Annotated in this window: 22 protein-coding genes and 1 pseudogene; 6 read left to right on the top strand and 17 right to left on the bottom strand. The window is 44.2% G+C overall.

All coding sequences use genetic code 11. The features are described from left to right. Positions 1-184 precede the first annotated feature (184 nt). From K1I94_RS07140 to K1I94_RS07130, 3 genes are read right to left on the bottom strand one after another with little or no spacing between them, the layout of a single operon-like run. Entirely contained in the window at positions 185-817 is a 633-nt protein-coding gene (locus K1I94_RS07140) for a GNAT family N-acetyltransferase (protein ID WP_223314890.1), read from the bottom strand. A 13-nt stretch (positions 818-830) separates the two neighbouring features. Next, positions 831-1,409, bottom strand: a complete 579-nt coding sequence (locus K1I94_RS07135) for an NAD(P)H-dependent oxidoreductase (protein ID WP_223314889.1) — start codon at positions 1,407-1,409, stop codon at positions 831-833. Continuing rightward, on the bottom strand, positions 1,402-1,959 hold the full coding sequence (locus tag K1I94_RS07130; protein WP_223314888.1) for a TetR/AcrR family transcriptional regulator: 558 nt from the start codon (positions 1,957-1,959) through the stop codon (positions 1,402-1,404). Before K1I94_RS07130 ends, K1I94_RS07135 begins: the two co-directional genes overlap by 8 nt. A gap of 309 nt (positions 1,960-2,268) precedes the next feature. Between K1I94_RS07130 and serS the strand changes: the two genes are divergently transcribed. Further along, positions 2,269-3,546 carry a serine--tRNA ligase gene (serS, locus tag K1I94_RS07125; RefSeq protein ID WP_223314887.1) on the top strand — a complete coding sequence of 426 codons (1,278 nt, stop codon included), beginning with the start codon at positions 2,269-2,271 and terminating at the stop codon, positions 3,544-3,546. A 142-nt stretch (positions 3,547-3,688) separates the two neighbouring features. Here the strand turns inward: serS and K1I94_RS07120 are convergent. From K1I94_RS07120 to uvrA, 6 genes and pseudogenes are all read right to left on the bottom strand, one after another. Then, positions 3,689-4,098: pseudogene (locus K1I94_RS07120) on the bottom strand (transposase). Positions 4,099-4,318: 220 nt separating this feature from the next. After that, a complete protein-coding gene (gene nusB / locus K1I94_RS07115) occupies positions 4,319-4,750 on the bottom strand; it encodes a transcription antitermination factor NusB (RefSeq protein WP_002915907.1) in 432 nt (143 codons plus the stop codon). Then, positions 4,743-5,132: an Asp23/Gls24 family envelope stress response protein gene (locus K1I94_RS07110; protein WP_002896484.1), complete on the bottom strand. Its 390-nt coding sequence runs from the start codon at positions 5,130-5,132 to the stop codon at positions 4,743-4,745. The genes nusB and K1I94_RS07110 overlap by 8 nt, the downstream gene beginning before the upstream one ends. A 19-nt stretch (positions 5,133-5,151) precedes the next feature. Next, positions 5,152-5,712 carry an elongation factor P gene (gene efp, locus K1I94_RS07105; protein WP_002910568.1) on the bottom strand — a complete coding sequence of 187 codons (561 nt, stop codon included), beginning with the start codon at positions 5,710-5,712 and terminating at the stop codon, positions 5,152-5,154. Positions 5,713-5,773: 61 nt separating this feature from the next. Then, entirely contained in the window at positions 5,774-6,835 is a 1,062-nt protein-coding gene (locus K1I94_RS07100; protein WP_223314886.1) for a M24 family metallopeptidase, read from the bottom strand. Positions 6,836-6,986: 151 nt separating this feature from the next. Beyond that, positions 6,987-9,818 carry an excinuclease ABC subunit UvrA gene (gene uvrA, locus K1I94_RS07095; RefSeq protein ID WP_223314885.1) on the bottom strand — a complete coding sequence of 944 codons (2,832 nt, stop codon included), beginning with the start codon at positions 9,816-9,818 and terminating at the stop codon, positions 6,987-6,989. A 128-nt stretch (positions 9,819-9,946) separates the two neighbouring features. On the opposite strand from uvrA, the gene K1I94_RS07090 reads away from it, so the two are divergent. Continuing rightward, positions 9,947-10,891, top strand: coding sequence for a magnesium transporter CorA family protein (locus K1I94_RS07090; protein WP_002926651.1), 945 nt, complete (start codon positions 9,947-9,949; stop codon positions 10,889-10,891). An 18-nt stretch (positions 10,892-10,909) separates the two neighbouring features. Then, the gene (locus K1I94_RS07085) at positions 10,910-11,584 is read left to right on the top strand and encodes a DUF1129 domain-containing protein (RefSeq protein ID WP_002901378.1); all 675 of its coding nucleotides are present in this window, start codon (positions 10,910-10,912) and stop codon (positions 11,582-11,584) included. A gap of 17 nt (positions 11,585-11,601) precedes the next feature. On the opposite strand, the gene K1I94_RS07080 is transcribed toward K1I94_RS07085, so the two are convergent. From K1I94_RS07080 to hutI, 8 genes are all read right to left on the bottom strand, one after another. Then, positions 11,602-11,811, bottom strand: coding sequence for a DUF1648 domain-containing protein (locus K1I94_RS07080; protein WP_002926655.1), 210 nt, complete (start codon positions 11,809-11,811; stop codon positions 11,602-11,604). Continuing rightward, positions 11,811-13,421, bottom strand: coding sequence for an ABC transporter permease (locus tag K1I94_RS07075; protein WP_223314884.1), 1,611 nt, complete (start codon positions 13,419-13,421; stop codon positions 11,811-11,813). Before K1I94_RS07075 ends, K1I94_RS07080 begins: the two co-directional genes overlap by 1 nt. Continuing rightward, positions 13,348-14,061 (bottom strand): ABC transporter ATP-binding protein, encoded by a 714-nt coding sequence (locus tag K1I94_RS07070; protein ID WP_223314883.1) that lies wholly within the window; start codon positions 14,059-14,061, stop codon positions 13,348-13,350. The genes K1I94_RS07075 and K1I94_RS07070 overlap by 74 nt, the downstream gene beginning before the upstream one ends. Before the next feature lie 142 nt (positions 14,062-14,203). Next, positions 14,204-14,860 carry a TetR/AcrR family transcriptional regulator gene (locus tag K1I94_RS07065; RefSeq protein ID WP_002915922.1) on the bottom strand — a complete coding sequence of 219 codons (657 nt, stop codon included), beginning with the start codon at positions 14,858-14,860 and terminating at the stop codon, positions 14,204-14,206. Between the two features lie 53 nt (positions 14,861-14,913). Next, entirely contained in the window at positions 14,914-15,153 is a 240-nt protein-coding gene (gene rpsR / locus K1I94_RS07060; RefSeq protein ID WP_000068664.1) for a 30S ribosomal protein S18, read from the bottom strand. A gap of 36 nt (positions 15,154-15,189) precedes the next feature. Beyond that, positions 15,190-15,684: a single-stranded DNA-binding protein gene (locus K1I94_RS07055; RefSeq protein WP_002896496.1), complete on the bottom strand. Its 495-nt coding sequence runs from the start codon at positions 15,682-15,684 to the stop codon at positions 15,190-15,192. A gap of 11 nt (positions 15,685-15,695) precedes the next feature. Then, positions 15,696-15,986, bottom strand: coding sequence for a 30S ribosomal protein S6 (gene rpsF / locus K1I94_RS07050; protein WP_002896497.1), 291 nt, complete (start codon positions 15,984-15,986; stop codon positions 15,696-15,698). Positions 15,987-16,164: 178 nt separating this feature from the next. After that, positions 16,165-17,430, bottom strand: coding sequence for an imidazolonepropionase (hutI, locus tag K1I94_RS07045; RefSeq protein ID WP_223314882.1), 1,266 nt, complete (start codon positions 17,428-17,430; stop codon positions 16,165-16,167). Positions 17,431-17,629: 199 nt separating this feature from the next. Between hutI and K1I94_RS07040 the strand changes: the two genes are divergently transcribed. The 3 genes from K1I94_RS07040 to K1I94_RS07030 all read left to right on the top strand — a co-directional run bounded on the left by K1I94_RS07040 (position 17,630) and on the right by K1I94_RS07030 (position 21,320). Next, the gene (locus K1I94_RS07040; RefSeq protein ID WP_223314881.1) at positions 17,630-19,660 is read left to right on the top strand and encodes a urocanate hydratase; all 2,031 of its coding nucleotides are present in this window, start codon (positions 17,630-17,632) and stop codon (positions 19,658-19,660) included. A 119-nt stretch (positions 19,661-19,779) separates the two neighbouring features. After that, entirely contained in the window at positions 19,780-20,679 is a 900-nt protein-coding gene (gene ftcD, locus K1I94_RS07035) for a glutamate formimidoyltransferase (RefSeq protein ID WP_101771756.1), read from the top strand. A 14-nt stretch (positions 20,680-20,693) separates the two neighbouring features. Then, on the top strand, positions 20,694-21,320 hold the full coding sequence (locus K1I94_RS07030) for a cyclodeaminase/cyclohydrolase family protein (RefSeq protein ID WP_223314880.1): 627 nt from the start codon (positions 20,694-20,696) through the stop codon (positions 21,318-21,320). The last annotated feature ends 2 nt before the right edge of the window (positions 21,321-21,322 follow it).

Here is a 21,322-nt window from a genome sequence, read left to right as displayed (position 1 = left end):
TGAAAAAGTTTCAACCTTATTTTTTATATTTTCGACTAAGACAAAAGCTGCTTGTAACACCAAAATGGAGCTAGCACAAAAAATTGAAAAGTGAAACAGGTTTGAGAATGCACTATTTCAGTCCCTTGAAATGATGGGGTGGGGTAAGCTGATATTATCAATGCAAGACCGCATCATTAGATCTTCAAAAAGGATAAATATCAGCTAATTTTTTCTCGAAAGTCCATGTCTTGACACCTTCAACATCACGGACATCTAGCTGCTTAAATCCGTTCTTTTTGTAAAAACGACAGTTGCTTTCTGTATGAGTAATCAAAGTAAGCCGCTGGCATTTTTCTTCTTTTGCAAGCAATTCAAGTCCCTTTGAGATAAAAAGACCGCCAACTCCCTGTCCTTGATAATCAGGCAGCACACCCAGCAATTCAAGATAAAGAGTTGAAATACCCCTTTTTTTAGCTTCTTTACTGCCCTCCCCAAAGACTTTTTGAAAGGCTAAAAGCTGGGGAATATATTGCCACATCCTCCATGCTCCTGCCCGCAAAAAGGAAAGCATACCAACAGGATGATTACCGAGCTTATGAATGGTAGCGACCGCCATAAGACACCCGTCCACTTCAGCAAGCAGACAAATATGATGACGCATCGCTGCCTTAACCATAACTGCATGCAATCTATTTAGAAAATCAATATAAGACTGGCTGCTGCCAAAGAGAGGGCGGAATTTTTCTCTATAGACCTCATGCTCAGCAAAAGCAGCAGTTAAAACTGAGACTGCAGCAGCAAGATCCCTTTCATCTGCTCTTCTAAAACGAATCATGATAACTACCTCTTCAAATCTTTTCTGCTAGTTTTTCTAAAAAAGCTTGACGTTTTTCAGCTGTAGACTGAGAAATATTCCCGAAATTCAACCAACTGCGCTGTCTAGCACCGATAGACTTAAAGGTATGGCCCAACATGGCTTTCTTGACGACATCACCACAGAAATACTTAAGATAGAAGGTCGGTGCTGCAGAGGTAGTAATAGCCAATACCTCTTTAATATTGGTCAAACGACCAACTAACTGGCGAGTCTTCGTCTCCTCGTAAATCTTATTTTTCAAAAAGACCTTATCTTCAAAGCCCTTGACAATAGCTGGCATATCCGCCCACCAGATAGGAAAAATCATGATAAGGCGGTCACAGGACGCAAGAGCTTCCTGATATTTTAAAACCAGTGGGTCTAGTGCCTGCCCTTTATTAAAAAGCGCTAGCTCTTCCTTGGTATAGACAGGGTTAAAACCATCCTCATAGAGATCAATCAGTTCATAGGTCTGACCTTTCTTCTTCAACAAGTCCTGAACCTGCTCTAAAATAGCATAGTTAAAGCTTTTATCATAGGGATGTGCATAAACAATGAGATTTTTACTCATATTTGTAACCTCCTAGTAAATCATTGAACATTGAGCGATAGACTTCCTCATCAAAAGGTTCCAAACCTTTGGCAATAAAATGCCCATAGCCTGTGATGAAGGTGTCCAGCTTGAGCAAAAGAATCTTTTTCTCTTTCTGACTCTCAATAGGCAGCTGATCCAGATAAACCACTGTCTTATTCCCGATTTCCAGAAGCTCACCTTTCCGGTAAGCCTCTATCGCCACAGGACTGAAAAAGAGAAAATCCATCATCCGACTGTTGGTCTCATATTCTGATAAAAGAAAGAGTCCTATCTGCCAAATGCAATCCAAAGGATTAGACACTCCGTATAAATACTGTTCCTCTAAACGTTTAATCTGCCTCTGGTTTTCCAAAAGACAGACCTGATAGTAAAGTTCCTCCTTATTCTCAAAAGCCTTGTAAAAAGCACCAGTCGTAACCCCCAGCAGAGATGCCAGTTTTCTCAAGGGGATATTCTGATAGCCATACTCTCTGATAAGCTGGCTTGCCTTCTCAATCATACGGTCGCGTGTTGTTTGTTTTACCATAAGAACTCCTTCAGATAACTATGTTACCTTTATTCAAAGATAACATAGTTATCTTTTTCTGTCAAGATTTTTCCTATCCTGGGATTTACATTTTCCGGAAAATCCTGTATAATAGTCGAAACGGATAAGTACTATTGGGCACTTTTCAGAAAGTCTGCGGTGGCTGTGAGCAGATAAGAAGAAAATAGGAAATTCTACCGTTAGTTTAAAAATGAATAATTAAGCAAGTGCACTTTTGTGAAGTTGGATGGAACCGCGGCTATGCCGCTCCAACAGTTTCATAAAGTGCTTTTATTTTTGGAGGTACCTATGTTAGATTTAAAACGTATCCGTACAGATTTTGATTCTGTAGCTGAAAAATTGGCTACGCGAGGTGTTGACGCAGCTACCCTTAACCAAATGAAAACCATTGACAAAGAACGTCGGGATTTATTGGTAAAGGTAGAAGAGCTCAAGGCAGAGCGCAATACTGTTTCTGCTGAAATTGCTCAAGCTAAACGCAACAAAGAAAATGCAGATGATAAGATTGCTGCCATGCAAAAACTCTCTGCTGAAGTCAAGAGCTTGGACGCAAGCTTGGCTGAGCTAGACGCTAAATTGACCGAGTTCACCACCACATTGCCTAATATTCCACATGATAGTGTTCCTGTAGGAGCAGACGAGGACGAAAACATTGAAGTTCGTCGCTGGGGTACACCGCGCCAATTTGACTTTGAGGCTAAGGCTCACTGGGATTTAGGTGAGGATTTGGACATCTTAGACTGGGAACGTGGGGCAAAAGTTACTGGTGCTCGTTTCCTCTTCTATAAGGGGCTGGGAGCTCGATTAGAGCGTGCTATCTACAACTTCATGCTGGATGAGCATGGCAAAGAAGGCTACACCGAAGTCATCACTCCTTATATGGTAAACCACGATTCCATGTTTGGGACTGGGCAATATCCTAAGTTCAAAGAAGATACGTTTGAGCTAAGCGATACCAACTTCGTTCTGATTCCGACTGCTGAAGTTCCGCTGACCAACTACTACCGAGATGAAATTTTGGACGGCAAAGAATTGCCAATCTACTTCACAGCTATGAGTCCATCATTCCGCTCTGAAGCTGGTTCTGCCGGTCGTGACACGCGCGGTCTCATCCGTCTGCACCAGTTCCACAAGGTTGAAATGGTGAAATTTGCCAAGCCAGAAGAATCATATGAAGAGCTAGAAAAGATGACTGCCAACGCTGAAAACATCCTGCAAAAGCTGAATCTGCCTTACCGCGTTGTAGCACTCTGTACTGGAGATATGGGCTTCTCAGCTGCTAAGACCTACGACTTGGAAGTCTGGATTCCAGCACAAAACACCTACCGTGAAATCTCTAGCTGCTCTAACACAGAAGATTTCCAAGCTCGTCGAGCTCAAATCCGCTACCGTGACGAAGCAGATGGCAAGGTCAAACTCCTTCATACTCTCAACGGTTCTGGACTGGCTGTCGGACGTACAGTAGCAGCTATCTTAGAGAATTACCAAAACGAAGATGGTTCTGTAACTATCCCAGAGGTTCTGCGTCCATATATGGGTGGATTAGAAGTCATCGCGCCAAAATAATTCACCTCATCTAACAGATAGTTTGTACCAGGGATATAAGCCTAGCTCATATCAAAAGCCAGCACCAAAAGATGCTGGCTTTTACTTTGTTCAAGCTTCATTGCTCTTGACTCGTCACAAGCCTCTCAAAGAGGCGTTTGCATTACTTACCACTATCTCTACTTAGATATTCACCTTCTTTCAAACTTAATCTATCCATTGCTATATTGTGCTTTTCCTGCTCTTGTATATCTTTCTTGATTGTGGCTTCGTTGAGTTCAACTGTACTCACGTAATAGCTTTCTGCTCAGAAATACCTTTTCTCAAATTTATACTTAGGATTGGCATGTTTACAAAATATCGCAAGAGCACTTTTACCTTTCAAGTAACCCATAAAATTTGAAACGCCTATTTTTGATGGGATACTCATTAACATACATGATCCGGTATAAAGTGTCCTTCTATAATTTCAATATCCTTATAAACACATAATATTCCACCTAAACTACTTTGATATTGATTTTCAATCTATACTTAAGTGTAAAATAATGTGATAGAACGCATCCACTTTATATGTGATAAACTATGTACCTTTTGCGCTTTTTTCTCCTTTCACTTTACAATTGGCTTGAACACCTTTATTGTATCGTGTCTGGAGTTTTTTGATATAATCCTTGATGCGCTGCCGAATAGTGGGTGGTTTATTTATCTTGCACCTAACGAAGTGAGACAAACTAAATGTCACAAATCAAAAAAAGTCAAGACAAGTGTCTCGACCTTCATTTTATTCAACTTATTCAACGATAAATTGACTCAAAATCCCATTAATGAACTTACTGGACTTTTCGTCAGAGAATTGCTTGGAAAGCTCAATGGCTTCGTTGACTGCTACCAACTGTGGGGTGTCAAACTCTGTAATCTCAAAGATCCCCAGACGCAGGATATTTTTTTCGACCAGCGTCAGACGATCTACTGTCCAGCCCTTTTTGAGATGCTGAGCAATTTTCTTGTCCAAGTCGTCCTTGGACTGGACCACACCAGATACCAGATTGAGCAAGAAGGCTGGAATATCAGCTTCCGCCGCTTTGTCAGCCTCTTCGTCCTTATCATAAGAATAGGCAAAACGGCAAGCTTCTACAAGATCCCCTTCATACTCTAGGCTCATCAGGGCCTGAAAAGCCCGCTGGCGCAGACCTCTTCTGGATTCCAACAGTATATCAGTCATTGAGGAAGTCCTCATCAAATAGATCTTTCAAGTCTGGCTTCGGTGCCTTTTCTGGAACAATACCTGCCACATGGATATTGACCGCTGACAGCTCTACCTCAGCCATATCAAAAACAGCACTTTTTACAGCCTTCTGAATCGCTACTGCAACAGTCGGAACACTGACACCGTATTCCAAATACAGATAGATGTCTACAGTCACATCACCTGTCTCATCGGTATGAAGCGATACTCCGCGACCGAGTGAGCGCATGGAAAGACTGTCTGACATACTCTTATTTGCGAAGGAATAAACACCCTCTACCTTTGCCGTTGCAATGGCAATGATTTTTTCCAAAACACGTGGCGCAATGACGATTTCACCTAATTGTTCAGCTGCCATAGTTATTACCTCTTCTATATTATGCGCGAGAAACGTAAGTTCCTTCTGCAGTGTTGATGATTAATTTTTGTCCAACTTCGATGAAGTCTGGTACGTTGACAACAAGACCTGTCTCAAGTGTAGCTGGCTTACCAGATCCGGTAACAGTAGCTCCCTTGATAGAAGGCTGAGTATCTGTTACGACCAATTCAACTGTTGTTGGTACTGTCACACCAATCACTTCTGTTCCGTAGAACTGGATTTTCACATCAGAGTTTTCAAGGATAAATTTCAATTCTTCTTCTACGTTGACTACTGGAATTTCATATTGATCGTAAGTCTCAGTATTCATGAAATAAGCAGTGTCATCCATTTTGTACAAGTATTGAGCTGGAACAGTTTCAATAATGGCTTGTTCAAATTTTTCTTCTGGACGGTAGCTGGTATCGAAGGTAGAGCCAGTACGAACATCGCGCAGTTTCATCCGCATAATCGTATTTCCCTTACCTGGCTTGTGGTGGCTCGCTTCCAAAACGCGGATGAGTTTTCCATCAGCTGTTTCGAAGGTCATTCCAGCTTTCAGCTTACTTGCTTCAATCATTCTATATTACCTCTTTTTAAAATTATATTTCTACTTATTCTATCATAAAGCCTGATAATTCTCAAATAACAATCAACTCTTTCGGCGCAAGAGTTAGGACTTCGCAGCCTGTTTCTGTGATGAGGAGATCGTCTTCGATGCGAACGCCGTATTTGCCATCCAGATAGATACCTGGCTCATCAGTCAGGACCATGCCCGCCTCAATCGGATCTTCTGACTTGCCAAAGTAAGGAATTTCATGTATATCCAGGCCGATACCGTGGCCAATCCCATGGCTAAAGTAAGAACCGTAGCCAACATCGTTAATAATCTGCCGTGGAATCCGGTCAAAATCAATCCGGCTAAGACCAGCCTTAGCAGATTCTATCAGGGCTTGATTGCTGCGCAGGACAATATCATAGATTTCCCGCTCTTCATCTGTCACTTGCCCCACATGAACAGTCCGCGTCATATCACTGACATAGTGATTGTAGTAGCAGCCAAAGTCCATGGTCAGGGTTTCACCTTTTTGAATGACCTTGTCACTAGCCACGCCATGTGGCATAGCAGAGCGGTAGCCCGAAGCGATGATAAAGTCAAAAGAAGCACCTGAAGCACCTAGCTGCCGCATACGGGCATCTAAAAAGTTCATAACAGCTAGCTCTGTCGTCTCACCAGGCTTGATAAAATCCAGCACATCTAGGAAGGCTTGATCCGAAATCTGACAGGCCTTGCGAATGGTCGCGATTTCTTGCTCATCTTTAATCATGCGCAGATTTTCAATAAAGGCTGTCATGGGAACCAGTTCGTAGGCCGAGAAGACACTTTCCAGCATTTTGAAGTAAGCATAGGAAATCTCGTCATCAAAACCGATTTTTTGCAGCTTGTCGTCCGCAATAATCTTGACAATCTCTCCAATCGCGTCGCGCGTTTCTACAATATCAAAACCTTGGACAACTCCCTTGGCAATCAGCGTATAGCGTGCATCCGTCAGGAAAATCCGACGATTCTTGCTGATAAAAACTGTCGCTTCTGTCCCGCTGAAACCAGTCAAATAGTAAATATTTTTCAGATTGGTTACTAAAACAGCATCGCATTCTGTCTGATCCAATGCTGCTTCAAACTTTTCAACTCTTGATAACATGAGCCACCTCCATGAAATAACTAAGCTTATTATATCAAAAAACAAGTCAAATAGGACATTTTTTAATAAGCCTTGCCTAAGACTTAAATCTGACCAGCATTCTCCGACACGAAAAATCCCTGTTTTTAATATCAAACAGGGATTTGATGAATTATTTTACGTGCAGCTTGCCTTTCAAGTACTGGCCGGTATAGCTGGCTGGATTAGCTGCGACTTCTTCCGGTGTACCCGTCGCAATAATTGTACCGCCACCGACACCGCCTTCCGGTCCTAAGTCGATAATATGGTCGGCCGTCTTGATAACATCCAGATTGTGCTCGATAACGAGTACTGTATTGCCATCGTCCACAAAGCGTGATAGCACTTGAAGGAGCTTGGCAATGTCTTCAGAATGCAGACCCGTGGTCGGCTCATCCAAGATATAGAAGGACTTACCAGTCGAGCGCTTGTGAAGTTCGCTGGCCAGCTTCATCCGCTGGGCTTCACCACCTGACAAGGTTGTGGCTGGCTGCCCTAGAGTCACATAGCCTAGCCCCACATCCTTGATAGTCTGGAGTTTGCGGGCAATCTTGGGAATATGCTGGAAGAACTCTACCGCATCATTGACCGTCATGTCCAGAACCTGAGCGATATTCTTCTCCTTGTAGTGAACTTCTAGAGTCTCGCTATTATAGCGGGTGCCGTGGCAGACCTCACAGGCCACATAGACGTCAGGCAGGAAGTGCATCTCAATCTTGATAATCCCATCACCCGAGCAAGCCTCACAGCGGCCACCCTTGACGTTAAAGCTGAAACGGCCCTTCTTGTAGCCGCGAATCTTAGCTTCATTGGTCTTGGCAAACAGATCGCGAATATCGTCAAAGACTCCAGTATAAGTAGCCGGATTAGAGCGTGGTGTCCGGCCAATCGGACTTTGGTCGATATCAATCAGTCTGTCCACATGCTCAATACCGCTGATTTTCTTGAACTTACCTGGCTTGACAGAATTGCGGTTGAGTTTTTGAGCAATGGCCTTTTTAAGGATAGAATTGACCAGCGTTGACTTACCGGATCCAGAAACTCCAGTCACAGCGATGAATTTGCCCAAAGGGAATCTAGCCGTGATATTCTGCAAGTTATTTTCCTGAGCCCCTGTCACTTCGATAAAGCGGCCATTGCCTACACGGCGTTCCAATGGTACTGGGATTTCGCGCTTACCTGACAGGTATTGGCCTGTGATAGATTTCTTACTCTTGGCCACTTGTATAGGGGTGCCGGCTGCGACGATTTCACCACCGAAAACACCGGCTCCTGGTCCCACATCAATCAGCCAGTCAGCCTCCCGCATGGTGTCCTCATCGTGCTCAACCACGATGAGGGTATTGCCCAGGTCGCGCATCTTCTTGAGGCTGGCAATCAGGCGGTCATTGTCACGCTGGTGCAAGCCAATAGAGGGCTCGTCCAGGATATAGAGGACGCCACTTAGATTGGAACCAATCTGAGTCGCCAGACGAATCCGCTGACTCTCACCTCCTGATAGAGTCCCAGCCGAGCGAGACAAGGTCAGGTAATTAAGGCCAACGTTATTAAGGAAGGTCAGGCGGTCATGAATTTCTTTGAGAATAGGCCGAGCAATCGTAGCTTCATTGTCAGTCAAGCTAAGCTTGTCCAACTGAAGCAGATGATCTGCAATGGACAAGTCTGAAATCTCACCGATATGCAAGCCGTTTTCGCCGCCAACCTTGACAGACAAGGCCTGAGGACTGAGTCGATAACCATGACAAGCCGCACAGGTCAGCTCATTCATATAAGCCCGCATCTGTGTCCGAGTAAAATCACTATTGGTTTCATGGTAGCGACGATTGATATTGGTGACAACCCCCTCAAAAGGAATGTCAATATCGCGCACGCCGCCAAATTCATTTTCATAATGGAAATGGAACTCCCGCCCATCCGAGCCAAAGAAAATCAGCTGCTTTTCTTCCTCCGTCAGCTCCTCAAATGGCTTGTCCATATCAATGCCAAAGGCAATCATCGCCTGCTCCAGCATCTGTGGATAGTAGTTGGAGGAGATGGGATTCCAAGGCGCTAGCGCTCCTTCGCGTAAGGTCTTGCCAGCTTCTGGCACAACCACATCTAGATCCACCTCCAGCTTAACCCCCAGACCATCACAGTCCGGACAGGAGCCAAAAGGCGCATTGAAAGAGAAGAGACGTGGCTCTAGCTCTGGCACTGTAAAGCCACAAACAGGGCAGGCATAATGCTCAGAAAAAAGTAGTTCTTGACCGTCCATAGTGTCAATCACCACATAACCCTCAGCAATCCGCAGAGCAGCTTCGACCGAGTCAAAGAGGCGGCTTCGCACCCCTTCCTTGATAACAATTCTGTCTACTACGACTTCAATATCATGCTGCTTGCTCTTAGAAAGCTCTGGTACTTCCGTCACATCGTAAATATCGCCATCCACGCGCACACGGACATAACCGTCCTTCTGAATCTTATCAAAAACAGTCTTATGCTGGCCCTTTTTCTTGCGGATGACCGGGGCCAATATCTGCAGCCGCTGACGCTCTGGCAATTCCAAGACCTTGTCAACAATCTGTTCAACAGATGAAGCCGTAATAGCTCCATGACCGTTGATACAGTAAGGCGTCCCAACACGAGCATAGAGCAGGCGCAGGTAATCATTGATTTCGGTAGCTGTCCCCACTGTTGAGCGGGGATTTTTACTGGTCGTCTTCTGGTCGATGGAAATAGCTGGGCTGAGACCATCAATCGAGTCCACATCTGGCTTTTCCATATTGCCCAAAAACTGCCGAGCATAGGCCGACAAACTCTCCACATAGCGACGCTGCCCTTCAGCATAGAGGGTGTCAAAAGCCAGACTGGACTTGCCCGAACCGGACAGACCCGTTACTACGACTAGCTTGTCCCGCGGAATTTCTACATCAATATTTTTTAAATTATGAGCTCGCGCTCCATGAATCACAATTTTATCTTGCATCTTGACCTCGTTTCACTTATAAACCTTCTCCATTATAACAAATTTTTCTGCAAACTTTTGTCCCAAAAGCCCGAATTTGTAGTATAATAGTACGGTATGCAAAAAACACTCTGGAAAGGAAAAAGAGCATGAAGCAAGTCTTTTTATCAACTACGACAGAATTCAAAGAGATTGATGCGCTCGAATCAGGCTCTTGGATCAATCTTGTCAATCCTTCCCAGAGCGAATCAATCGAAATTGCCAACGCCTTTGGCATTGACATCACTGACCTGCGAGCGCCGCTTGATGCGGAAGAAATGTCTCGGGTCACCATCGAGGATGAGTACACACTGATCATCGTTGATGTGCCCATCACTGAGGAGCGGAATAACCAGACTTACTATGTCACGATTCCCCTTGGTATTATCATCACGGAAGAGGCTATTATCACCACTTGTTTGGAAAAATTACCTCTGCTGGACATCTTCATTCACCGGCGCCTGCGCAACTTCTATACTTTTATGAAGTCACGTTTTATCTTTCAGATTCTCTACCACAATGCCGAATTATATCTGACAGCCCTGCGCTCCATTGACCGCAAGAGTGAGCAGATTGAGAGCCAGCTGCACAAGTCCACGCGAAATGAAGAACTGATTGAGCTCATGGAGTTGGAAAAGACTATCGTCTATTTCAAGGCCTCCCTTAAGACAAATGAGCGAGTGATTAAGAAGCTAACCAGCTCTACTAGTAATATCAAGAAATATCTGGAAGACGAGGACTTGCTGGAAGATACCTTGATCGAGACCCAGCAGGCCATTGAGATGGCTGATATCTACGGCAACATTCTCCACAGTATGACAGAGACCTTCGCCTCTATCATTTCTAATAATCAGAACAATATCATGAAAGCCTTGGCTCTGGTGACCATCGTTATGTCTATCCCGACCATGATTTTCTCGGCCTATGGGATGAACTTCAAAAATAACGAACTGCCTCTCAACGGCGAACCACATGCTTTCTGGATTATCATGTTCATCGCCTTTGCCATGAGTGCTTCGGTCATGGCCTATCTCATGCACAAAAAACTATTTTAACCTTTAGAAAGAACGCCTATGTCACAAGTATCCCTCGACAAACTCAGCAAAAAAAACAAAGAATTTATCCATATCGCGACTAATCAACTCCTACAAGACGGCAAATCTGATCAGGAAATCCAGACTATCTTAGAAGGTATTCTACCGGAAATCCTGGAAAATCAAACCAAGGGAATCACTGCCCGCGGCCTCTACGGAGCCCCAACCACTTGGGCAGCTTCTTTGACCGCAAAAGAGCGCTATGATGCCGAGCATCCAAAGGAAAATGACGATCCTAAATGGATGATGCTGGACTCTGTCCTCTTTATCTTTGGTTTCTTTACCCTTCTGACCTCTATCGTCAATCTGGCTTCCTCTCAGCCATCTGTCTATGGACTGACGACTCTCGTACTCGGAAGCATCGTCGGTGGCCTTTCTTTCTATGCCCTCTACCACTTTATCTACCGTTTCTACGGACCAGATAAGGACCGCAGCCAGCGCCCTAAACTGCTCAAGTCCATCCTTACCATGGCAGCGGCTATTCTCCTCTGGAGCATGTCCATCGTATTGACCAGCCTCCTGCCTGAATTCCTCAATCCCCGTCTGTCCAATGTCGTAGTTGCTATCGTCGGCGCTATCACCCTAGCCCTGCGCTTCTATCTCAAAAAACGCTTCAACATCAAGAGCGCGACTATGGGACCGACGAGATATTGATATCACACAAAAAGAGGTCAGTGACCTCTTTTTGATTTGCTTCGGAAATATTTCCAATAAAGAGAGTAGGGAATGGGCAAACCGAGAATCAACCAAAAGCGATTGACAACAATGTCCGCCTTTCCTGCGCTGTTAAAATGAATGGGAACCTGCTCTGGCAGCAGGCAGATAATCAAAAATATGATTACTGCTAAGATAAACAAAACGAATAAATCTTTCTTTTTCATTAGCCATGAACCTCCTTAAAATATCCTTGTTTTATTAAATGCCTATAAAGGACGGCTGCCAAAAGCAAAAGTCCAAGAGCTGAGATTCGCAGCGAAATCTCGAAGTCCATACCAAATAGTAAGGATAAGCAAAGAGGGAACACAAGAACCAAGATGCCAATTCCTCCAGACAAGATAGTCGAAAAACTTTGCTTAATAACAATCATTTCATTGTCCCAGATGAACTTAGGATAATGAAAATTAACCACAAGTCCCTGAAGAGCTGTAAATAGAGAATAAGCCAGTGAAATAAGGACCAAATCCACTACTTGCAAGCCTCCTAGCGAGAAACGCCAGGCCAGAACAGGTAAACCCAACAGTAAGGCTGTGAAGTGTAAGGACACCGTCAAGGCCAGCTTTGCCATCATTATCTGCCTCATAGAAACCGGGAGTGTCTGAAGCAGCCAAATCTCTTCCCCCTCCAAGGAAATACTGACAGCTGCAGGATTGGAAATACTGAGACAGCCAGCCAGTAATAGGGGTAAAAATTCTCGGCTATCTCTGAGTCCAATCGAAGAAAAGAGGACATCAGGAGTCATAAAACAAAGCGAGATGGCTAAAACGATGATTAAAATGGTTCCCAGTCCACTATTGAGCATATAAAGATAGGAAGTCATAAAATTCGAAATTTCTTTCCTATAAAGAGCCATAAAGGGAGACTTCTGCCGGCTTCTATAGACTTTGCTTTCTGACTTCACCCCTGTTATCATCTGATTTATTTTTAAATAATTTCTACTTAAATACCTTAGAAAAAGCCCTGTCAGCGCAAAAGATATAAGCATCAACAGAAGGCTAGCCCACAAAAAATGCTGAGGGTTAAAAAACAAGCTTGCCGGAGGATAGAGAGAAGTCAGCTGCTTGGTAAGCAAGAGACCAACATTTTCCGCTGACAGTCCAGCTCTCATAGCCCATATACTGCCTGTTGCCAGCCCCAAAAGCAAGAGGAGAGAAAAAAGGAAGGCAACTAGATTTTTATGAGGGGCCTTTGAGGCTATGTAGGCAACGCACAAGCCAAGTAAAGAGGCTAAACAGAGAGGTAAAAGAGGGACAAATCCCATTAAAAGCAGATAAAAAAGCAACTCCAACAAGGACGCACCATATCTAAACCAAACGAGGCCTGCTGGGAGCATGAGAAGGATGGCAAACACACTGTTCAAAAGATAAAGAAAAGCATATTTCTCATAGACGATTTCCCTAATACTGAGCGGTAATACGATGAGCCTGTCAAGTTCCTCTTGGTCAAACAAGATGCCATTTGACTGCATCAGACTGAAAAAGAAAATAATAAAACTAACCAAGGCAATCATATAGGCTGGAATCAAATTTACCTGCCCCAACCTGACCAAACTCAAAGCCGTCAAAAGGTTATAGCCTGAAAATAGAAAAACAAGCAAGAAGAGCAGGCCAAGCTTAAAATACTTGCCCAACCCTCGTCCTTTCCTTAAATCATTAAGCGAAAATGTGCTGTATAATTGTACTTTTAAAAACAAAAGAATATTAGTCATCATCCTGTAACTCCATAAATACTTGTTCCAAACTGAATGCCCCCTTAACTTCAGAGGTCCTTCCATTAGCCACCAAACGTCCCTTTTGCAGAATTGCTACCTTATTGCAGAGTTCTTCCGCAACCTCTAAAACGTGAGTAGAAAAGAAAATCGCATGCCCTTGACTTGCTAGCTCTCTCATGATCTGCTTAAAATAATATGCGCCTTTCGGATCTAAACCGACAAAAGGTTCATCTAAAATCAACAATTCTGGCTCATGCAAGAGGGCCGCTATTAGTGCCAATCGTTGCTTCATTCCATGTGAATAAGCCGATATCAACTGATCCAAAGACGTATCCAGCTCAAACATTTTAGAATACTTTTCTATAGCTGCTTGCCTCTTTTCCATAGAAACCCTATAAATGTCTGCTACAAAATCCAAAAACTGCCTTGCTGTCAGATTTTTATAAAGGTCTGGGTTATCCGGCAGAAACGCCATCTTTTTCTTACAAAGCAAGGGCTCCTTCCTGATAGAGTGCCCGCAGATATAAATCTCTCCTTTATCAAAATCATGAATCCCCACAATGGACTTAATGGTGGATGTCTTACCTGCTCCATTAGCGCCGATGAAGCCATAAATATCTCCAGGCTCCACCATCAGACTAAGATCATCCACAGCCTTTTTACCATTGCTATATACTTTTGTTAAATGTTCTATTTTTAACATGAATTTCTCCTTTTATTTAAACTGACATTTTGTCAGTATTGGCGTAAAATTTTTTTAAATATCAGGATTAAAAGATTGAAAATCCAAACTGACATTTTGTCAGTTCTATTTCTAAATAAAAGGCAGAAAACTGCCGATTATTCTAAAAAATAGATTCTTCTAATCCTAAGCTTCTTTCTAGGATTGCCTGGAAGCTGGTGAGATAATCCTGCAAAGTTTCTGGTTTTTCCTGACTCATCTTGATATCATTGGACACAAATACGTAGGCAGTCATGAGAAAAGAAGCCGTCTCATGCGGATATTTTAAATGAAAATCTCCAGATTTCTGACCTTCCTCCAAGATATGAGTGAAGAAAACAATCATCCGCTCACAGAGTCTATGATAAAAGCGATCCAAGACATAACGATTGGTCTCTAAATTGACTGTTTCCTGCAAGACTTGATTTTCCTGTGTTCTGCTCTCCTCTGGGATAAGGGTTGCCTCAATAAAAGTTCTGATTTTTTCCTTAGCTCCGACATTTGGCTGATAGCTGATTGTTTCGAGCTTTCTCAGCAAGGGCTCAGAGTTCTTTTCAATCAGACAATAGAGAATGTCTTCCTTATCCTTAAAATGATAGTAAAGCAGGCCTCGAGAAATTCCAAGCTTATCAATAATGTCTTGAGTTCTTGTCTTTAGATAGCCTTTTTGGGCAAAGAGCTGTAAGGCTGCAGACATAATCTCCGCCCGCCGTACCTCTACTTCCTTGACATCACGCATGATTTCTGCCTCCTTGTGGTCAGTATAGCACTCCACTGACATTTTGTCAATGATAAAATAAAAAAACAGCAAGCTAGAGCCTGCTGTTAATCGAATTAGTCTTCATTTACGAAAGGCATCAAAGCCATTACGCGAGCGCGTTTGATAGCTGTTGTTACTTTACGTTGGTTTTTAGCTGAAGTTCCTGTTACACGACGAGGAAGGATTTTCCCACGTTCTGAAACGAAACGGCTAAGAAGCTCAGTATCTTTGTAATCAACATATTCAATTTTGTTCGCTGCGATGTAATCAACTTTTTTACGGCGTTTGAATCCGCCACGACGTTGTTGAGCCATGTGTTTTCTCCTTTATATTATAGTTAGATTCGGTCCTTAGAAAGGTAGATCGTCGTCTGAGATATCCATCGGGTTAGAATTGCCGAATGGGCTCTCATCACGAGAAAAGTTCGGTACTTGGTTAGACGAGTCTGCACTGCCATAACTTGGAGCAGAACTGCCGCCAAAGCTGTTTCCACCGTAACCGCCAGATGACTGACCTTCACGATTAGAGCGGCTTTCCAAGAGTTGGAAATTGTCCGCAACAACTTCTGTGACATAGACACGCTGGCCTTGCTGATTCTCGTAGTTACGCGTTTGAATACGGCCTGTAATTCCGATCAGGGCTCCTTTTTTAGCCCAGTTTGCAAGATTTTCTGCCTGCTGGCGCCAGATGACAACATTGATAAAGTCTGCTTCTCGCTCGCCACTTTGATTTTTAAAGTTGCGATTGACAGCCAGAGTAAATGTTGCGACCGCTTGGTTCTGCGGAGTATAGCGAAGCTCGGCATCACGGGTCATGCGACCCACCAGTACAACGTTATTAATCATAGTCTACCTTCTTAAGCGTCAAGTTTGACGATCATGTGACGAAGAATGTCAGCGTTGATTTTTGAAAGACGGTCAAACTCTTTAAGAGCTGCATCGTCGTTTGCTTCAACGTTAACAATGTGGTAAAGTCCTTCACGGAAATCTTGGATTTCGTATGCAAGACGACGTTTTTCCCAGTCTTTTGATTCAACAACAGTTGCACCATTGTCAGTCAAGATAGAGTCAAAGCGTGCTACTAAAGCGTTTTTAGCTTCTTCTTCAATGTTTGGACGAATAATATAAAGAATTTCGTATTTAGCCATTGATTTTTCCTCCTTTTGGTCTAATGACCCCAAGGCTTTGCAAGGGGTAAGTGAGGTTTGCTCACAAATAACTATTATAGCAGACTTCCGGCAGAATGGCAAGGGAAAGTTTTGATATAAAGAAAACTCTCCCTGTCACCAGAGAGAGTCCGAAAAATACGATTCGTTTTTAGAGAGGCTAGACAATTCTACCTTGATCGACGACCAGTTTTCCAGCCTTGTAGACCTGATGGGTCAGGTTAGTCGCAAAGAAATAAAGTGGATAGTCGATATTCTTAGCGTCTAGGATGGTAATGTCAGCCTGCTTGCCAGTATCAAAGCTGCCAATCTTATCTTGACGGTTAACTGAGTAAGCCGCATTGATGGTTACAGCGTTAAGAACTTCTACTGGCGTCAGACGCATCATAAAGCAGCCCAGCTGCATGACGAACTGCAGGTTAGCAGTTGGACAGGAGCCTGGATTGCTGTCGGTAGTCAGAGTGATAGCCATACCAGCTTCCAGCATCTTGCGGGCTGGTGCATAGGTATCTTCCATCAGACTGAAGGTAGTTGCTGGTAGGAGATTGCCGATAACCTTAGCTTCTGCCATCTTGCGAATGCCCTCATCGGTCGCTACCATCAAGTGCTCTGCACTAGTTGCTCCCAGTTCAGCTGCTACATCTACTCCACCAATAGATTCGATTTCATCAGCATGGATACGGAGCTTGAAGCCCATTTCCTTAGCCTTAGAAAGCAGGTAGCGTGACTCATCAGCTGTAAAGACGCCTTTTTCACAGAAAATATCACAGAATTCAGCTAGATTTTCTGCTTTTACCCGAGGCAACATTTCCTCAACGATGAGCTCCAGATATTCCTGAGAATGTCCCTTATATTCTGGTGGAACGGCGTGGGCAGCCATAAAGGTAGAAACGAGATCAATCACGTGGTCACGGTCTAGAGCCCCAACGACATCTAGCTGGCGCTTCTCTGTTTCCCAGTACAGACCATAGCCACTCTTGGCCTCGACAGTCGTCACCCCATGAAGCAGCATATAATCCAGTAACCTCTTGGACTTATCGTAGAGAGTATCAAAAGAAGCTTCTCGTGTCGCCCGAACCGTACTGAGAATACCACCACCTTGAGCAAGAATTTCCAGATAAGGGACACCGGCTAATTTCTTAGCAAATTCATGTTCCCGGCTGCCGCCGTAGACCAAATGAGTGTGACAGTCGATCAAGCCAGGTGTAGCAATCTTGCCCTCATAAGACTGAATCTTAGTATCTGGTCCAACCAGACTGGCATTCGGCTCTCCGCTGCCAACTGCTAGGATTTTGCCGTCTTTGACTGCAATGTAGCCGTCTTCCAAAACCTGAGCTTCCTTCATCTCCTCACCAAAAAGGGGATGTCCGAGGTCCTTGGGACAGAAGACTTGATTAAAGTGAGTTAATAGTAAATCAGCAGTCATGCTTGTTCCTCCATTTCATTTTCCGACATATTTGCTTTTCATCATAATACACTATCGTCAAATTATAGTCAAAAGCTTGTAAAAGATAGGAGCCCCACTTTTTTTACTGTTTTTGTCATTTTCTTGACTCTTTATGGACGGGAGTCTTATAGAATGTAGGAGAAAGATATTTTACACTTGACTAAAAGGAGGATTTTTCATGTCATACTTTAGCGAAAATGAAATTGCAGCAGCAATGACCGTCAAATTAGACGATGTACTGCCTGAAAAAACAGTTTTCCAAGAAGGCATCCGCCGAGCACCTGACCGGGGCTTCCGTTTGACTCAAGCTCAAACCGAAATTGCTTTAAAAAATGCCCTTCGCTATATTCCAAAGAGATTCCATGAGGAAGTGATTCCGGAATTCTTGGAAGAACTGAAAACTCGCGGACGGATTTATGGCTACCGCTGGCGTCCAAAAGAACGCATCTATGGTAAACCAATTGATGAATATAAAGGGAACTGTACTGCAGCTAAGGCTATGCAGGTCATGATTGACAACAACCTGAGCTTTGAAATCGCCCTCTATCCTTATGAATTGGTTACCTACGGAGAAACTGGATCTGTCTGCGCTAACTGGATGCAGTACAACCTGATCAAGAAATACTTGGAAATCATGACCGACCATCAAACCTTGGTCGTGGAATCTGGCCATCCACTTGGACTTTTCAAATCTAAACCAGAAGCACCTCGTGTTATCATCACCAATGGCCTCTTGGTCGGTGAATACGACAACATGAAGGACTGGGAAATTGCAGAAGAAATGGGCGTGACCAACTATGGTCAAATGACAGCTGGCGGCTGGATGTACATCGGCCCTCAAGGTATCGTCCATGGTACTTTCAACACCCTCCTCAATGCTGGGCGCTTGAAACTGGGTGTAGCTGATGATGGCGACCTGACTGGCAAACTCTTCATCTCTTCTGGTCTGGGCGGCATGAGTGGAGCTCAAGGGAAAGCAGCCGAAATTGCTAAAGCTGTGGCAATCGTAGCTGAAGTAGACCAATCTCGGATTGAAACTCGCCATTCACAAGGCTGGATTAGCCAATTGGCTGAAAGTCCGAAGGAAGCCATCGACTTGGCTCAAAAAGCTCTGGAAGCTGGCGAATCAACTTCTATTGCCTATCATGGTAACATCGTAGACCTATTGGAATATGTCAACGAGAACAATATCCATGTCGATTTGCTGTCTGACCAAACTTCTTGCCACAATGTTTATGACGGCGGTTACTGTCCAGCTGGTATCAGCTTTGAAGAGCGGACTCGCCTCCTAGCTGAAGACAAGGAAACCTTTGCTAAGTTGGTTGACCAAACCTTGGAACGTCACTTCAAGGCAATCAAGGCCTTGACTAACAACGGCACCTACTTCTTTGACTACGGTAATGCCTTTATGAAGGCAGTCTATGACTCTGGCATCAAGGAAATTTCTAAGAATGGCTTTGACGACAAAGACGGCTTCATCTGGCCTTCTTATGTAGAAGATATCATGGGGCCAATGCTCTTTGACTATGGTTATGGTCCTTTCCGTTGGGTATGTCTGAGCGGTAAGCACGAAGATCTAGTCGCTACTGACCATGCAGCTATGGAAGTGATTGACCCTAACCGTCGCTACCAAGACCGCGATAACTATAACTGGATCCGTGATGCTGAGAAGAACCAGTTGGTTGTTGGAACTCAGGCTCGGATTCTCTACCAAGACTGTATGGGACGCGTCAATATCGCCCTCAAGTTCAATGAATTAGTCCGCGAAGGAAAGATTGGTCCTGTCATGATTGGTCGTGACCACCACGACGTATCTGGTACTGACTCTCCATTCCGCGAAACTTCCAATATCAAGGATGGTTCAAATGTTACTTGCGACATGGCTGTGCAATGTTACGCTGGTAATGCCGCTCGTGGTATGAGTCTGGTAGCTCTCCACAACGGTGGTGGAACTGGTATCGGTAAAGCGATCAACGGTGGTTTTGGCTTGGTACTGGACGGCAGCGAACGCATTGATGAAATCATCAAATCTGCTATCGCTTGGGATACGATCGGCGGAGTTGCACGTCGTAACTGGGCACGTAATGAGCATGCCATCGAAACTGCTATCGAGTACAACCGCCTCCACCAAGGCACAGACCACATTACCATTCCGTACTTAACTGACGAAGATTTGGTCAAAGAATCTGTTAAGAAATTGTTCGAATAGAAAAAACTTGTCCCCCAACTTCCGGCCTGAGCTGGGTATCAACCTGGCTCAGGAGAAGGTTCTGCTTCATTAAGTTCATATTATAAATTAAAATTATTGATATCACGAGGTAATATCTTATGGCAAAAATTGTTGAATGTATTCCTAACTTTTCTGAAGGCCGCAACCAAGCGGTCATTGACGGTCTAGTGGAAACAGCTAAGAGCGTGCCAGGCGTAACACTTTTGGACCACTCTTCTGATGCCAGCCACAACCGCAGCGTCTTTACCTTGGTCGGCGATGATCAAAATATTCAGGAAGTGGCCTTCCGTTTGGTTAAATACGCTTCTGAAAATATTGACTTGACCAAGCACCAAGGTGAACACCCTCGTATGGGCGCAACTGATGTCCTGCCTTTTGTACCTATCAAGGACATCACAAGTGAGGAATGCGTAGAAATTGCGAAGACCGTATCTGAGCGGATCAATCGTGAGCTCGGTATTCCTATCTTCCTCTATGAAGATGCAGCGACTCGTCCTGAGCGTAAGAACTTGGCTAAGGTTCGTAAAGGACAGTTTGAAGGTATGCCTGAAAAACTCTTGGAAGCTGACTGGGCACCTGACTACGGTGAAAGAAAGATTCACCCAACCGCTGGTGTTACTGCTGTTGGTGCCAGAATGCCGCTCATCGCCTACAATATCAACTTGGATACAGACAATCTGGAAATCGCCAACAATATTGCCAAAATCATCCGCGGATCAAGCGGTGGTTACAAGTACTGTAAAGCGATTGGCGTTATGCTGGAAGACCGCAACATTGCTCAGGTTTCTATCAATATGGTCAATCTGGAAAAATTCCCACTCTATCGTGTCTTTGAAACTGTTCGCTTTGAAGCCAAGCGCTACGGAGTTGGAATCCTCGGCTCAGAAGTTATCGGTTTAGCTCCAGCCAAGGCTTTGATTGACGCAGCAGAATACTATCTGCAAATCGAAGACTTTGACTATGGTAAGCAAGTTCTGGAAAACCATTTGCTGGGCTAGGAGGACAGAAACCTATGAAATTAGTAGATTTAAGTTTGACAGAATTTGCTCAAGTCCTAGGCTCAGATGCTCCTGCACCAGGAGGTGGCTCTGCCGCTGCTCTTTCCGCAGCGAACGGTATTTCCCTGACCAAGATGGTCTGTGAATTGACCCTTGGCAAGAAAAAATACGCAGAATTTGAAGCAGAAATTGCTCAAGTACACGCAGAAAGTGCCCACCTCCAAGAAAGCTTACTCGCAGCTATTGACAAGGACACTGAAGCCTTCAATCTAGTCTCCGCCGTCTTTGATATGCCTAAGGAGACAGAGGAAGACAAGGCTGCCCGTCGGGAAGCTATGCAACAAGCCCTCAAGGAAGCAACCAAGTCACCTTATGGCATGATGGAAGACATCTTGACTGCCCTGCAAACAACTCAAAAGGCTGTTGGCAAGTCCAATACCAATGCTGCCAGCGACCTGGGGGTAGCAGCTCTTAACCTTAAGGCTGGTCTGCAAGGGGCTTGGCTCAATGTCCTCATCAACCTGTCAGGTGTCAAGGATGAAGCATTCGTCGCAGACTACCGCAGCAAGGGTGAAGAGCTCCTGCAAAAAGGCTGCGCCCTAGCAGATGAAATTTATCAAGAAATTTTGAAAGTTGTCTAATA

Origin of the sequence: Streptococcus sanguinis, from assembly GCF_019929145.1 — a bacterium.
GTDB classification, from domain to species: domain Bacteria; phylum Bacillota; class Bacilli; order Lactobacillales; family Streptococcaceae; genus Streptococcus; species Streptococcus sanguinis_U.
Note: the sequence above shows the minus strand (reverse complement) of the source record. Positions and strands in the feature narration are given on the sequence as shown.